The organism is Paenibacillus sp. MDMC362 (assembly GCF_003269305.1).
GTDB lineage: Bacteria > Bacillota > Bacilli > Paenibacillales > Paenibacillaceae > Paenibacillus_AQ.
Genome location: NZ_QLYT01000068.1, coordinates 33,961 through 48,913, shown reverse-complemented (window position 1 = coordinate 48,913; position 14,953 = coordinate 33,961). Strand labels below are relative to the sequence as shown.

Here is a 14,953-nt window from a genome sequence, read left to right as displayed (position 1 = left end):
TTTTGAGAGATTCGACTCCGTAAGTAGAATAGATTAGAATTTTTGGCTGGGCCGATTTAAGTTCAACCGCTGGTCCTTCATTTGAATGTATTACTATGTTTCAAATTTTAGAGTTTTAGAAGAATCGGTTCAAACTAATCGTTCATATAAAAAATCCACCACATGCTGCACTTCCATCTTATCGGTGTTGCTGTGCTTTTCTATGCCCAGCTTCATCTGCAGCAAACAGCCCGGATTGCTGGTCAATAGGTATCGCGCCCCGGTAGCGTTAACGTTCTCCATCTTATGCTCCAGAATTTGACCTGCCATCTCCGGCTGCGTCACATTATAGATGCCGGCCGACCCGCAACAGCGATCCGCTTCTTTCATCTCTTCGAAGATCACATTGCCCACCTGACGGATGAGCTGCCTCGGGGCCGCACCGCTACGCATGACATTTCGCAAATGGCACGAATCCTGATAAGTTACCACGATAGGTTCGTGGACTGACGCCGATGATTCTGCAAAGGATGGAAGCCTTCCGTGTTCCAGCAACAGCTTGCTGATATCCACCACCCTGCTTGCAAACCAAGACGCTTGTTCTTTCCAAACCGCATCCTTGTGCAGCAAATGATCATATTCAATCAGCAAGGCGCCGCAGCCTCCGGCATTGGAAACTATGTAGTCCACATTCATTTCCTTGAATACCTTGACGTTCGTTCTTGCCAAAGCTCTGGCCAGATCCATTTCTCCACTGTGGGCATGCAGCGCTCCGCAGCATACCTGCTCGGGAGGAATGACGACCTCAAACCCTGCTTCGGACAGCAATTTAACGGAATTGCAATTCGTCTCGGCAAACATCACATCCATAATGCAGCCTCGGAACAACGCGACGCGGGCTATAGGTATGCCTTTGGCCGGATACACGGTCCCAAGCTTCTCCACGACTCCAAGTGCGCCAGCGTCAGGCAAAATACTCTCCATTTGTTGCAAATGGCGGGGAAACAGCTTCATCATGCCGGCTCCACTTGCAACGCGTCGCAAACCGGATTTCTGATAAAATTTCATCGCTCCGCCAAGTAGCTTTAAACGGTTTCGATGCGGGAATATGCCTTTAAAAAACAGCTTGCGCATTCCTTTAACCGGAAGCGAGTGGTTCGGATGATCTTCGATCGCATCCCTGGCCTGCTCAATCAGATGACCGTATTTCACATCAGCCGGACATACCGGTTCACATGCTCTGCAGCCGAGACAGTGGTTCATCTGTTCTCGGAACATGCCATCAGGCTCCATCAGTCCGTCAACAACGGCCTTCATTAAAGCGATGCGCCCGCGCGGCGACTCTGGCTCCACGCCGGTTTCTCTGAACGTAGGGCATGCCGGCAGGCAAAAACCGCAGCGCATGCAGTTGGTCAATTGATCGTAATCCAGTTTTTCTAGCAAGGTGCGGGCCAAAGGATTGGCGTGATCGATTTTCGGTTTCTTGTCCAAGCTGACTTGAGCGTTCGGCTTCAAATTGATTGGCATGTTGGTTTGACTAGCCATGATGGATAATCACCCTTTTCTTGGTTTCCTTGGCAAACACTTTGCCCGGATTTAATATGTTGTCAGGATCAAACGCCTTTTTGATCCCCTTCATGACCTCGATGCCGGAAGCGCCGATTTTCCATTCAAGGTACGGGGCTTTCACCACGCCAACGCCATGCTCGCCGGTTATGGTTCCGCCTAACTCAAGAGCGGCAGCGAAAATTTCCTCAAAAGCTTGCTCCACATGATGAATCTCTTCTGCATCCCTCGCATCCGTCGTCGCCGTCGGGTGCAGATTTCCGTCGCCTGCATGACCAAAGGTAGCGATGGTGACATTGTATTTTTGGGCAATCTCATTGATCCGCCGGACCATGTCGGCAATTTTGGAGCGGGGAACGGTAGCGTCCTCTAAAATCGTGGTCGGTCGAAGCCGTGCCAGCGCCGTAAACGCGCTTCTTCTTGCCGTCAGCAACCGCTCGGCTTCCTCACGGTCAGCGGCAACCTGAATCGAGTCTGCTTGCTCTCGTTCGCATATTCGGCGGATCATCTCAATATCTCTTTCCACGGTTTCGGGGTCGCCATCTTGTTCGATTAGCAGAATCGCTTCCATATCCAGAGGTAGCCCTAGCTTGGCAAAATCGTCAACGACGCGTATGGTCGGATTGTCCATGAACTCCAGCGTCGCCGGAATGATCCGAGATTCAATAATAGCGGATACGGTGCGAGCGGCTCCATACAGGTCGCGAAACATGGCAAGCATGGTCATTTTGGATTTAGGATGAGGTATCAGCTTGAGCGTCGCCTCCGTTATAATCGCCAGCGTCCCTTCGGATCCGACCAGCAGCTTGGTCAGATCGTACCCGGCCACGTCTTTCATCAGCTTTCCGCCAGTGCGGATGATCTCTCCGTTCGCTAGCACGGCCTCCAGTCCGATCACGTAATCCTTGGTCGTACCGTATTTCAAACCTCGGAGACCGCCGGAGCATTCCGCGATATTGCCGCCGATCGTCGAAATGCGCATGCTGCTTGGATCCGGGGGATAGAACAAGCCCAAGGATTCGATATGGTTAATAAAGTCCGCAGTAATGATGCCCGGTTGAACCCTGGCGACCAGATTGTCCGTATCCAGTTCAAGCAGCCGGTTCATCCGATGCATGACCATGACGACCCCACCCTGCACCGGAACGGTGCCGCCACATAAATTGGAACCGGATCCCCTGGAAATCAGGGGGACTTTGTAGGCGGATAAAACCTTCATAATGGCGGAAACTTGTTCCGTGCTTTTAGGATAGATCACAGCATCAGGGATTGCCTGCAGCATTGGTGTCCCGTCATACGAATGAGTAATTCGGGCTTCCTTGTCTTCCCGGAAGTGGACATCGCCCACGATGGCTCTTAATTGCGCGGCGAGAGCCGATTCTAACATAATAACGTTCCCTCCCTTATGTTATCCAACCGGTTGCCTTTCTTTAGAGCTTCGCATTATTGCGATGTCAGAAAGGACCCCGCAACCATCGTAGGGTCCTTTCATGGCAACCTTATGTGTTTACTGGTTGTTTTCTTTCCAGTCGTATTTCATATTTCTCTTAGAAAATCAAATCAGAACGAAGCTTACCGCTTTAGGATCAACGGTAAAAAGCTGGTCCCGTATTCGGGAGCTCCAATCCCGGAATACTCCGCCATCGTGGCTGCAATATCCGCCATCGTGCTCCGTTCACCGATGTATACCGGCTTAATCTGCTTGCCGACGATCAGAATCGGCGTCTGCTCCCGCGTGTGATTGGAATGACCGATCGTCGGATCATTGCCGTGATCGGCCGTAATGATAAGCATATCATCTTCCCCCATCTCAGGTATGAAGGTTTCGAGGAACCGGTCCGATGCTTCGAGCACTTCCTTATACCATTGGCAATCCTCTTTGTGACCGGCTAGATCGGTCTCCTGAACATTCACCAGAAAAATGGCATTTTCCTCGGACTCTAAATACTTCCTGCGGTATGTTGCCAGGACGTCTTTCGTCTCCACGACCGGATCGCTGAACCCGCCGGCCTGAATGACGTCTGCCGTTTTACCGATGCGGTATACGGGCAGCCCGCTTTCCTCGGCCATATAAGCGAATTGTTTTTCAAAATCAACCCCGTAACCGAGATGCACCACCTGGTAGCCTTCGCCGTAAACGTTGGCCTTGGGCGCGTCCACCCCCCATTGTCCCGGATGTCGTTCCCTTACGACCGATAGAATCGTATCGATATCGGTCTTTGTATTACCGAATACGATCACCCGGCTTGTGTCCACATGGGCGCGGACGACTTTTCCGATTTTCACGACTTCTTCAAAAGGCAGCTTATTCAAATCTCCGACGACATTGATAATGTTGCCGAGCTGAGATTCGAGGTTATCGCCTACAACGACGGCGCCTTCCACCAGCAGAACCGTTGCTTCCGCAATAGGGAGCTCTACCCGATATCCGGCTGCCTCCAGCGCAGACCTGATCCTTGGACCGATCTCCGACATTAGGCGCTGGGCCGGCATCCCGGGCTTGCTGCCCATCAGCTCCTGATGTCCCATAAAGGTATCGGCCCCGTAATGAGCCAGATTGCTCCGGCCATAGGCCCCGAGCGGCTCGCCGACATCGTCCACCAGCTTGCCGAGCCCTAAGCGGTACAGGACCGGAATCGCAAGCGGCACCGTTTCCCGAATATGGTTGTACGTATGGGCATCCACATCCTCGGGCTTAAGCGTCCGGCAATCCCTCATAGCGCCAATACCGAAACCATCGAGTACGAGTAAGGATAGTTTTCCCATGTTACATCCCTCTTTTCTGGAAATGAACCAATTCCGGCTTGAGGCTGTTCACTCCTCTTACATAAGCGACATGAGCCCGGGTTACGAAAATTTGCGTGCGGAACGCATAGATCACGGTATCACCGACCTTCATCGGCTGCTCCCGTTCCAAGCATCCGTAGTAATCGATATTTTCCGCCGAGTATTGACTGACCTTCGCCTTTTGGAACGTAATATCGCGCGGGGTTGAACCGTAAAGCGCCTGCTGCATATGCGACCTCGGATAAAATCCGCCGGCAATCGTATAGGCGTACTCATCGTCCATGTGAGAAATCTCCGATACATACACAATGCTCGGTATTTCGGCAAGCCGATCTTTGTATGCATGGAGCGGGGTCGTGCCTGTCAGCGCATGGCCGGGCTCGCCATGGGTGACACCGTAGCGTTTCAACAGCGGGATGGTGTGACAGCTGGTCGCACTTGGAGCATTCACTTGCTTAATCTCAATGCCGTACGTCCGAAGGGTCTCCACGGCGGTTAGCAGCGTCTCCAGATTCGGCGTAATTGCAAAATCCGTGTTCTCGGCGTTGATCTGCAGCACAGGAAAGCTGGTCGCCCCCACGATTCGGATTCCCCCCAGCTTCATCAGCTCCGGCAGTAGCCGCTCAAGCTCATGGAGCAAAAATCCGCCGAATTGGCCGGGGAAGATCGCATCGCCGGGCCGGATTACTCTCAGGATGACATCTTGTACTCGTCCAAGTGCCACAGCGGCCTCCGACAATTGGACCGCCCGTTCAAAAGAGAACAAGGTGACCACTTCGGGCTTGATCTGGCGCAGCACATCTGCCCATTGGCTTTTGCTCGGCTGTACAATATGCCCGATGTTTCCGATGCGGCACCCGGCTTCGGACAGAGCATATGCTTCATCGATGTCCACCGCTACCGCTTGCCTGATTCCGCATTGTTCGATCAGCTTTCCGGCATAACCGCTTCGGCCAATTTGTTTGGTCATGTAATAGAGCGTCATGTCGTGCTGTTCCGCCATTTCGGAAAGAACGCAGGCGTTATGCATGAGTCCATCCGCATCGATTACATACGTATTGGCCGGTATATCCCCCCTCTGGTGAAGGATTGCCGCCGTACGAATCAACCCCTCATTCCGTTGTAAAGTCATATCTACAAACATGCAGTTACCCCCTAAATTCCTGCAGAACATTTTCTAAGATGCGGATAACCGTATCTGCCGATGCTTTCATCGGATTGATGCGCAGACCATAATCCCTGAGCTTGGGCTCGCTCTCGAGAAAACTTCCCGATACCCGGTATATCATCGGTACCAGCTCAAAGCGCGATTCCGCCCCTACCGGATAAGTGGCCGCACCATAATGGGATGCGCGTTCGATAACCGCCGAGGCAATCGGCTGCTCCAGCTCAACGATGACATTCTTCGACTGCGAGTTGGTGATATAGGCTTCCTTGATGCCCTGTACTTCACCTGTTGCCAGACGCTGGCACAGTTTCTCTACCTGTTCGTTTTGAATCGCCAGCATGACGGGGGCAAACACCATGCTGCGCAGCAGCTCGTGCGCTTCGTATCCCTGCACTTGTCCACCGCCGGAGTAGTTGCGCTCGTGCAGCTTCTCGATCCCTTCCCGTTTGCCGATAATCACGCCGATTCCTTGGGGTCCCATCAGCTTGAATCCGGAGAATGTAGAATAGTCAGCCCCATATTCCGAACCGATTCCAAGCATTTTCATCGCGCAGTAGTTATCATCCACCACGATCGGCAAATCGGGACGCTTCTCTTTCACGAGCGCGATCAGGTCCTGGAGAAGATACGTATCCGTAGGCTGCTGCCGCGCATGCTGTACATAAAATACCTTGGAAATCCGATCGTTCTCGAGCAGCTTCGCCACGGCATCCATGTCATTAAAGTCGGCTTGGGACTGCCGCATTCCCATTAAACGAAAGGATTCCTTGGTCGTGGTGTACATCGGTGCCGTGTGTACGATAACCGAATCTCCCGGCTCGACCAGCACGCTTAAAATTCCCCGGATCGCTCCGGTACCGCTGCCCCGTACCAATGCGCAATGTTCCCCTCCAAACGTTCGGGCAAGCACCTTTTCGACGCGGGCCGTAACCAGCGGCCTGTGGAACTCCGGATGCAGCCCCACATCGCCAACTTGGAAAAACTCATTGTTCGCAAATTCTTTCGTAATTTCATCAATCAATATAAACTGTAGCTGCTGTGCCTGCTCCATCGTGCGATTTATCAATACCGATTGTTCATATTTCATACCGACAAGTCACCCGCCTTTCGAATACTGAAAGCCCTCTGTGGATTGCCCACCAGTAATTTATGAATCACTTCCTCCGTGATTCCCCGGCCGCGCAAGGCAGGTACGAACGACCTTAACACCACGTCATAGCCTTGTCCGCCGAACGCGTGCAGATGTGATTTACGGGTCAGATCGGTCGACAATAGCAGCTGGTCCTCGTACCCGTGCTCGATAAACTTCAATAAGGATTCCAAGCGGGCGTTGTCACTGCGGTAGTTTTCCTTGCCGATCGTATCCAGCGCGACGTAAACGCCTGCCTTCAGCACCTCGAGCACCACTTCATCTTGCTCGTTAAGATCCTGGTGACCGATAATCACCTGATCCAGCGGCATCCCTTCCGCAGTAAACAGCTCGATCTGCTCCAACGCACAGGTTCCCAGCGTTGTATGCGTGGATAACGGAAGCCCGGTTTCCTTGGCCGCGGCGGCGGCTCCGTGGAACAGCTCCGTCTCGACCGGTTTGAATTCGTTCATACTACTGCCGATCTCGCCGATTACCCCCGGTCTGATCCCCGTATCCGCGATACCGGATCGAATCTCTCGAATCATCCATTCGGCGAATTGATCCCGGTTCCAATGCTGCTTCTCTTCGGGTATGAAAGGGTCTTTATAACACCCCGTGCTAGCAACAATATGAATATTGGAGGCTTTACTGATCTCGGCAAGCTTACGCGCATCCCTGCCCATTCCGTCGTTGGTCACCTCGATGACGGCACGGCCGCCATAGGCATAAAAGCTTTTCAGATCATCCATGACAAGTTCCGTGTCTTGCAGGCAGGTATCTTCGTTCTTCTTAATGCGGCTCAGATCCACGTATAGATGCTCGTGACAGGCGCATACGCCAAGCTTCTCCGGTTGTATGGGCCCAAGTACGGTCTGGATGTACATTTCTTTCTCTCCTTACTGTGGTGGTGTATACAATCCGAGCAGAACCAGTATGTTCCCAAGGATACCGATGGCGATAGCTCCCACAGGACCTACAGCCATCCGAACGATCGGACGTCCCGCCGCCTCATTCAACAGATAGAAGCCGGCAATTCCAAAGTAACCGAGTCCCGGCACGATGGCATTGGCTGCATTCGCTCCCCCGATCAGAAGCGCGACCTCAAGGACACGCGTCATTGCAGTCCGGATGCTTTCACCCGAGGCACGGATACCCGGGTACCGATCCAGAAATTTGGCCATTTTGGACAATAGCTGAATTTCCAGGAAGATGACAAGGGCACCGAGCAGCGCTGCAACGAGCGGATTCGGAGAAAATATCCCCACTCCGAATACGAACGTAAACCCGACCGGGCCGAATACGCCGGTAGCGATCGCCGTACTGGCGATCAGCGGGACAAATCCGATGGCTTTGGCCAGGGAGGCAATGCCGCCTTCCGAGATTTTTCCGTCCGCCAGCAAGCTCAGCGAGATCGGATCGCCGGCAATCAACAGGAGATTGGTGGCAGCCGCGGCTAAACCGCCGCTAATCATGACGATCCACGAAAACTTTTTAATGCGTGTCACGCGATCCGTAAACATGGAGGCAAGTGTTGAAAGGCTCTGATCCTCGGACTTTTCCTTCATCGCAAACGTGATAAGAAACGCCATGCCCACGATCAACGCGATGCCTTCCGGGCTCAAAATAACCGGTGTGCCGTCAATTTGAATAAGTTCTTTTGTGTTGCTGAAAACAACGAGCTGCCTGGCCAATGCCGCCACCAGAAATGCGATGACGCCTTTTTTGATCGAAAATTGAAGTGCGATGGCCAGGGCGGGAAATACCATAAAGGATACAACGACGGGCTCGCCAATTTTGTTGAATCCGTCAATAAAATTAAGCGGGAGCATTTCAAACGCTTTCACAACTGCCTGAAGCCCGAAATAGATACCCGCTCCATACACGCCGCCTAGCACTCCGGCAGCAGCTGTGCTCAGTTTGCCTCGTTTAAAAGACAACCCGATGATATCGGTCCCGAGCAGAATGCTATGGATTAGCAAAATGCTGCCTGATATCGAAATGGGGATTCCATAACCGATCACAAGCCCAAAGCTCATGGCAAAAGCGGTGACGCCCAGCTCCTTCCGGCTCATCCGCCCTTCAAGATTTTCAGGGACGATCGGTCTAAGACCGTCATTAAATACGGCGATCCCCAAATTGGCCATAATTGCAGTCACGATTCCTAGCCCGATTAACAATAAAGCTTCCAGCATAAGATGTCCCCCTAATCATTTGACGTAACGCTTACTTGGTAAGTGCTTTCATAAGAAGCTCCACTGCCTTCTCTTTATGGTCACCGGTAAAACCGAATGCTTTCGCGCCTTGCGCGACGGCCTGATCCACTTTCTCCTGCGTCGGCGGCTGTCCCGGCATGGAAATCGTAGCGCAGTTCGATTTGCCTACCATTGCGATGGCCATGGCCAAAGCGCCGCCCCCGCCGGTATAACAGGCACCCACATAATAATCGGCTTGTCCCATCTTCAGAGCCATTGCCGCCTCCAGATCCGATTTAACGGTTACTTCCACGCCGGCTCCGCCATGCTGTTTGACCAAAGCTTCGATTTCTTTCTTTTCCACTTGCCCGCCAATCACGATTTTCATAACAATTCTCCTCTTTTCGTATGTTTTTTACATTTCTGAAGCGTTAACAAAATGCATGATCAGGTACTGTCTTTCCTCATCCGGAAGCTCGCCATCCATCTGGGATTCGATCCACTTTACATTTTCTACAGCTTGGGGAAAATGCTGAGAGCGTCTGATTTCCTGCATGATCTCTTCAGGGGGAGCGTTCAGCTCCTCGTCCCGCTCGATCCGTGTGACGGCCATCCCCAGATGCGTCACCAGCTTTTTATATCGCTTCTCATTGTCCGGCTGTACAAATTTTTCAATCGTGGCCTCGCATAGCTTCATGGCACCGGGTGTAATCGTATTGGTAGAAAATAAAATATCAAGTCGTTCCCTCAAAGCACTCACGCTTCTCCACGCTCCCTGTCAGTATTTCGGAATGAGCACGCCAAGCTCCACCTGTTTCTGAATCTGCATGACATGATCGGTTGAGATCTGATTGAACATAAACTCCATTTTCTTATTGTTCTTGTTTATAACGCACACAGCCTGGCTCATTTCTTTGTCCATTTCCAACGCTTCTTTGGAGGATAGCTCGGACAAAAAGAACGAACCTTTGTCGATTTCATCCACATTCCATACCATAGCGTCAATCGACTTGGCTTTTAAATGCTCCAGCAAATGCATGTAGTTCAGGTTGATGAGCTCGACATCCTTGTCCTTTACTTCAAGATTCGTTAATACTTGCTGGTCGATCGAGTAACTGTCGATGCCAATTTTCATCCCATCCTGGATTCCGTTTGTTTCCTCCGCAAAGACAACCGCATGACGGGAAACGTATGATCTGCCTCCAAATTCCTTTACAATAACGAGATCATCCGATTTGCGGATCGCCGACATCGCGGCATATTTGGATACCAGTGCGAAATCATATCTGCCATCAATGACATTGTCCAGACGAACGGTCGCTCCGCGCATAAAAGCACAGTGCAGAGGGATCCCGATTTTTTCGAAGCTGGCATGCATTGCCGTAGCCAGTCCCTCGTATTTACGGGAGTACGGAAGCGGCATAACGCCGATAATGCTGCTCACCCCGCAGCATTGAAGCAGCAAGTCCATGTTTTTATTTCGGAGAAAGGTGCCGAGATGACCTCTGGACTCCAGCGTAATGCATTGGCTTTCCTCCATTTTTTTCAAAACATTTTGAATCGTGCCGCGGCCCACGCCGTATTTGCCCGACAACTCCTCGATTCGGGGAATCCGAGAGTCCAGTCCGATAAAGAGTAGCTCTTCCGCTAGGTTTTTTAGAACGACACTGCTTTTCGAATTCAATCCTTGTATCACGATTTCGGTTTCACCTCCTCAATATACAATATTCTGTATTTTGTATTTGGAACAATCATATCATCTTGTTAACTTGACTTCAATACTTCTTTTATTACACGTCAACTTGTTTCATATCAGTTTTCAGAAGGTGATTGATTATTCTTGGATTAATGCGTCCTCATTTGGAATATAAGAATATATTTAATAGAAAAATCCAGCACAACAAATCTATTTGAATTGATTGGAATCTTCTATTTGCACAAAGCTTCATGAGTTGTCATATTACATAACATTCGAGGAGTGACTTTATGTTCATATTATTAAAGCGAGCAGTGATGAAACGTTCAACTAAACAAGAGTAGCCATCATTGCCGGCAACCTGCAGACCACCCTCAATGGGACTATGTTCCTGTCCCTCGACACCTGTCTCCAAAATAAAGTCGAAATCTTCTTCCGAAATCTTTTTGTTGGTGTCAAATACCTTGCAAGCATTTCTGAATGGCTAAGCTTTTAAAATTTCTTGTTTCATACTCTCCGTTCCTACCATGTGGTATCAACCTTCCTTTGCTATTTTTCTAAGTGATTCAACTGCCGCTTGTCGAACAGGAACAAACCGAATTCACCGTTCATTCGCCATGCCCGGCACTTTCGCCTCCAATTATTCATGTCTAGTCACTCATCCTTCCAGCTCCGTTTTCGTTTTGCACATAAAACAATATAAGGCCCTGATTTGTGACATCAGAAATAAAAAAATACTTATCTAATCGGTAATCGGAACATGTTCTTGTACCGATAAAACAAAAAAGCCGCTTTTTTGGCGACATTCAATGCGACTATGTTTTTGTCTCCCGACACACCTTTAATGGCTTCTTCACCTAAAAGCTCCTCAATCTCGAATTTATAATCACTTTTGATATCTCCATGTTGGAACTCCGAATCTGGTTTTTTATAGCTTCAATGAGAGTGCTCTTATCCATGCCTGTAATTTCGTCAATTTCACTGTAATCATTATCATCCAATTCAATGCTTTCAGTTCCAGATATTTTAAAAGTTTTCGGAGCGTTATCCGTGTTGTATTTTAGAATGGCGGCGTCCTGATCATCTATTTCTATAATAAACGGAGACACAGAAGGCACATAAATATCATTATATTTACTCAAAAACAACACATACTGTTTATCAGTTTCAGGCTTCACATAATGAGGTTCATCTGACACCTGAAATGCTGGGTGAGAAGCTTTCTGCTCCGTTTTCGTTGGGACCGTTCCAATTCTCCACCCCAGGCGAGTTGTTAAACTTCACTCTGATTCACGAAGCTTTTCACCTTGGAACGATATCAAGCCAGTTAAAGGTCTTGCCGCGCTAACCAAGGAATTTTTCCTTCATTCGTATCCCGACTTTTGGAATCCCACACCACTTTGCTAACCTATAGGTTGTTGAATGAAGAAATGTAAGGAGCACTTCACCGTAGCGAAATGCTCCTTACAGATTGAAACTATCGCTAAATCCAATTACATGCCTACTTTGAATAACGGAATAAACTAAGGATTAGTTACACATTAGGTTAATCTGCCCGTTAGCTTAATAAAAGGCGTCTAATCATCTTTATTAGACGCCCTAGATGAAATCGAGTCGGGAATGTTATCAATGTTTTTGTCACCCGACAGGATTGTGTCACAAGTAGTCCCTTTTATACTCCAGAGTAATCTTTATATTTAACCAAGTTTCATACCAAAAAGATTATTGTTTATCTGTTTCAATAACTCGATTTGTTCATCTTTACACTCTATCATCTATTTTTTTAGAATATCACTGAACTGAAACACGATATCAAACCAGTCTTGTCTTTTCTATTACATCAGACCATTCTGCTTTTTCAGACTATAATCTCTTCTTCAACTTTTTCCACAACCCTTCACTTTCATATCATAACAAAACATACTCAACTTTAATTTCGTCTAACTTGAGTTATGCGTAATTAAGATAAACTCCCATTCAATCGTCGCTTACCAGGAGCTACTTTTTACTTATTAAGCAAATGAACAAAGGCAGCCGATCACGTTGGTCGGCCTGCCTCCATTGTTTTATTGAGCTATCGTTTCCCAGTTACTTCAATTCAGTAACCAACAATCTCTTCGCTTCGAAATGTATCCTGATAAGTGTGTCCAAAGTGACTTTTCTGCCATGAATTAAAAATTCCTCGAACCATTTACTCGTCATCATATACTTCTCCTGCTGGTCAAACCATTTGAAAAACGCTTCTCCTGTCGGCTCCAACATACGATGAAGTGTGGGCGTGACGACAAACAATCCGCCTTCAAAATCTATCAGGCTGATAAGTGAATCCTCTGTTATTGAAACATCTATCCCTGTATGATCCATATAAACCTCGTAATAGAAATCCTCCTCCGGAGCACCTCCGTTGTTATGCGCTCGAATTCGCAGATTAGATTGATCAATACCTTGTGATAATGTCCAAGCAATCATGACATCAAATAAAACAAAAAAGCCGCTAAATTAGCGACTTTCTATGGACCGTGTTCTTGTCCCCCGACATTACTTTAATTACACCGTGGAATCCTTCTATCCCGACTGATGACAAGAACATGGTTACATTCCAGATATGATTTCATCGACAGAAGTTTTTTCTTCATCATCACATCAAGAAAATATATAGTAAAGTGTGCATATTAGTTTCCCTCAATATGCACACACCATCAACATATTTACAGTCAGATTCTTTTGATAATTTTTCTTGCTACCCGTCCGTGTTATTCTCAGTCTATCTTAGCTTTTTAAAATAATCGAATAACGCATGCATTTCTTTATAGGATACATCGCCATTTATTGACATCGTTTCGAAAGATACGCCTTCATAATTTGAAAACAAGTAATCCTGAGACTCAAACCTAAGAGTTGATAAAAACGTTTCCTTTTAATTCTTTGAATATTATTAGGAAATTTAGGGTTAACTTTTTCAATATTCAGGCCAATCCGATAGTTAGAGTTTTTATTTATTATCTCATTAACAGCTGCTTTCCCGTACCCTTTATTTTGATATAAAAAATAATTATATAGATGTCTATCTCTTACAGGTCAAAGTTCAAATTCTCAGGATCCTCTCTTTAAGTGTTCTTTAGTTTACCACTTGATTTTGAATTTCACCTTCTTTCTTTCCATACAACATGTAATATAGAAAAAGTGTAGCTAATACAATTAATCCGAGTATTACATACAAACCACTATATCCTGTAGCTGGGATTACCAAACCGATAATTAATGGGCCAAATCCGTTCCCTAAATCATAGAATATAAAGAACGTCGCAGTTGCTAAGCCAACTCGGTGAGGTTCAGCTAAATTGATGGCTATGGCTTGAGTTATAGAAGAAATATTACCAAATCCTAGAGCAACTAATGCTCCTACCAATAACAATGTAAAGTTACTGTTAACTGAGCTTAAAAGAAACATCCCTACTCCATATATAATAAGAGCCGGATATATGATAATGTTAGCTCCTTTTTTGTCCATTATTCGTCCTGTAAAAGGTCGTGATATTAAGACAAAAACTGTATATACCATAAAGAAGAAACTTGCTGCGTCTATTAACCCTAACTCCAAAGCATAAATATTTAAATATGAAACTATGCCGGAAAAACAAAAAGTCATGAGAAAAATAATAATTGCTATCGGCATTACTTTTGGCTCAACAAAGTCAGAGATTTTAATTCCCTTTCTATTGTTCTTCTCAGTCTTGTACGTTGCGGGAAACTTCAGAAAAAATGCGATGACCAAGCTGAAAATTCCAAGCAATAGACTTAGAGAAAAAATCATATCAAAGTTTGAATTTCGACTCAAAACTAAACCGATAAATGGACCGATTCCTGTGGCCAAGGCAGTACTAATGGCAAAATAACTTATCCCTTCACCTTTTCGTGATGCAGGAAGGCTAAATACAACAACCGTACTCACAATTGTAGATATAATACCCACTGTGATCCCGTTTAAAAGCCGATTTAATATGAGAAAGTTAACATTAAGATGAACGAAATAAAGTAATGTTGTTAAAATTAATAAAAACAAGCTGGTCATCAAGATTTTTTTGGAATGTATAAGACGCCCTGTAAACAAACGCCCTAATAATGAACCGATAATAAAAATACCTGCGACGATACCAGCTTGGCCGGTTGATGCATCAAATTCATTAATTGCATAAAGAGTGATCGTCGCGTTTAATAAAAAGAAAATTAATGTCATAATGAAATTGACAGACGAAAGAATAATAAAGTTTTTTGTCCACAGTTTAGGATCCGTTTGGTTCATAGCATATTCTCCTATCTGTAGATTTTGGTAAATACTTGATATGCAGGTGAGCTAATATTTTGTATTAAAGGAATAAATAACTTGTTGTAAAAAATTCATAATAAAATGAGACCCATATGAAGGTCTCATT

General features: G+C 47.1%; 13 protein-coding genes. All 13 read right to left on the bottom strand.

Annotated elements, in window-relative coordinates; all coding sequences use genetic code 11:
- Positions 1-129: 129 nt before the first annotated feature.
- The 13 genes from DP091_RS27790 to DP091_RS27720 all read right to left on the bottom strand — a co-directional run bounded on the left by DP091_RS27790 (position 130) and on the right by DP091_RS27720 (position 14,823).
- On the bottom strand, positions 130-1,524 hold the full coding sequence (locus tag DP091_RS27790; protein ID WP_258394715.1) for a (Fe-S)-binding protein: 1,395 nt from the start codon (positions 1,522-1,524) through the stop codon (positions 130-132).
- A complete protein-coding gene (locus DP091_RS27785; RefSeq protein WP_113061302.1) occupies positions 1,517-2,932 on the bottom strand; it encodes an FAD-binding oxidoreductase in 1,416 nt (471 codons plus the stop codon). The genes DP091_RS27790 and DP091_RS27785 overlap by 8 nt, the downstream gene beginning before the upstream one ends.
- Positions 2,933-3,117: 185 nt before the next feature.
- The gene (locus tag DP091_RS27780; RefSeq protein ID WP_113061301.1) at positions 3,118-4,311 is read right to left on the bottom strand and encodes a phosphopentomutase; all 1,194 of its coding nucleotides are present in this window, start codon (positions 4,309-4,311) and stop codon (positions 3,118-3,120) included.
- 1 nt (position 4,312) lies between these two features.
- Positions 4,313-5,476: a YhfX family PLP-dependent enzyme gene (locus DP091_RS27775; protein WP_113061300.1), complete on the bottom strand. Its 1,164-nt coding sequence runs from the start codon at positions 5,474-5,476 to the stop codon at positions 4,313-4,315.
- A 4-nt stretch (positions 5,477-5,480) separates the two neighbouring features.
- Positions 5,481-6,587 (bottom strand): aminotransferase class V-fold PLP-dependent enzyme, encoded by a 1,107-nt coding sequence (locus DP091_RS27770; protein ID WP_113061299.1) that lies wholly within the window; start codon positions 6,585-6,587, stop codon positions 5,481-5,483.
- Positions 6,584-7,516, bottom strand: coding sequence for a phosphotriesterase family protein (locus DP091_RS27765; RefSeq protein ID WP_113061298.1), 933 nt, complete (start codon positions 7,514-7,516; stop codon positions 6,584-6,586). The genes DP091_RS27770 and DP091_RS27765 overlap by 4 nt, the downstream gene beginning before the upstream one ends.
- A 12-nt stretch (positions 7,517-7,528) precedes the next feature.
- A complete protein-coding gene (locus tag DP091_RS27760) occupies positions 7,529-8,824 on the bottom strand; it encodes a YhfT family protein (RefSeq protein WP_181469934.1) in 1,296 nt (431 codons plus the stop codon).
- A 31-nt stretch (positions 8,825-8,855) separates the two neighbouring features.
- Complete coding sequence (locus tag DP091_RS27755; protein ID WP_113061297.1) at positions 8,856-9,212, bottom strand: DUF2620 domain-containing protein; 357 nt, start codon at positions 9,210-9,212, stop codon at positions 8,856-8,858.
- Between the two features lie 27 nt (positions 9,213-9,239).
- On the bottom strand, positions 9,240-9,584 hold the full coding sequence (locus DP091_RS27750; protein ID WP_113061296.1) for a PRD domain-containing protein: 345 nt from the start codon (positions 9,582-9,584) through the stop codon (positions 9,240-9,242).
- Between the two features lie 18 nt (positions 9,585-9,602).
- Positions 9,603-10,520 carry a GntR family transcriptional regulator YhfZ gene (gene yhfZ / locus DP091_RS27745; RefSeq protein WP_113061295.1) on the bottom strand — a complete coding sequence of 306 codons (918 nt, stop codon included), beginning with the start codon at positions 10,518-10,520 and terminating at the stop codon, positions 9,603-9,605.
- A gap of 857 nt (positions 10,521-11,377) precedes the next feature.
- Positions 11,378-11,698, bottom strand: a complete 321-nt coding sequence (locus tag DP091_RS27735) for a hypothetical protein (protein WP_113061294.1) — start codon at positions 11,696-11,698, stop codon at positions 11,378-11,380.
- Positions 11,699-12,608: 910 nt separating this feature from the next.
- Positions 12,609-12,884 carry a hypothetical protein gene (locus DP091_RS27725; RefSeq protein WP_113061293.1) on the bottom strand — a complete coding sequence of 92 codons (276 nt, stop codon included), beginning with the start codon at positions 12,882-12,884 and terminating at the stop codon, positions 12,609-12,611.
- Between the two features lie 754 nt (positions 12,885-13,638).
- Positions 13,639-14,823 (bottom strand): MFS transporter, encoded by a 1,185-nt coding sequence (locus tag DP091_RS27720; RefSeq protein ID WP_113061292.1) that lies wholly within the window; start codon positions 14,821-14,823, stop codon positions 13,639-13,641.
- Positions 14,824-14,953: the final 130 nt, after the last annotated feature.

Bases quoted from the DNA above. Each gene is read 5' to 3' on its own strand.
- DP091_RS27760 (WP_181469934.1), bottom strand. From the start codon at position 8,824: ATGCTGGAAGCTTTATTGTTAATCGGGCTAGGAATCGTGACTGCAATT.
- DP091_RS27765 (WP_113061298.1), bottom strand. From the start codon at position 7,516: ATGTACATCCAGACCGTACTTGGGCCCATACAACCGGAGAAGCTTGGC.
- DP091_RS27720 (WP_113061292.1), bottom strand. From the start codon at position 14,823: ATGAACCAAACGGATCCTAAACTGTGGACAAAAAACTTTATTATTCTT.
- DP091_RS27790 (WP_258394715.1), bottom strand. From the start codon at position 1,524: ATGGCTAGTCAAACCAACATGCCAATCAATTTGAAGCCGAACGCTCAA.
- DP091_RS27755 (WP_113061297.1), bottom strand. From the start codon at position 9,212: ATGAAAATCGTGATTGGCGGGCAAGTGGAAAAGAAAGAAATCGAAGCT.
- DP091_RS27725 (WP_113061293.1), bottom strand. From the start codon at position 12,884: ATGGATCATACAGGGATAGATGTTTCAATAACAGAGGATTCACTTATC.
- DP091_RS27780 (WP_113061301.1), bottom strand. From the start codon at position 4,311: ATGGGAAAACTATCCTTACTCGTACTCGATGGTTTCGGTATTGGCGCT.
- DP091_RS27775 (WP_113061300.1), bottom strand. From the start codon at position 5,476: ATGTTTGTAGATATGACTTTACAACGGAATGAGGGGTTGATTCGTACG.
- DP091_RS27770 (WP_113061299.1), bottom strand. From the start codon at position 6,587: ATGAAATATGAACAATCGGTATTGATAAATCGCACGATGGAGCAGGCA.
- DP091_RS27785 (WP_113061302.1), bottom strand. From the start codon at position 2,932: ATGTTAGAATCGGCTCTCGCCGCGCAATTAAGAGCCATCGTGGGCGAT.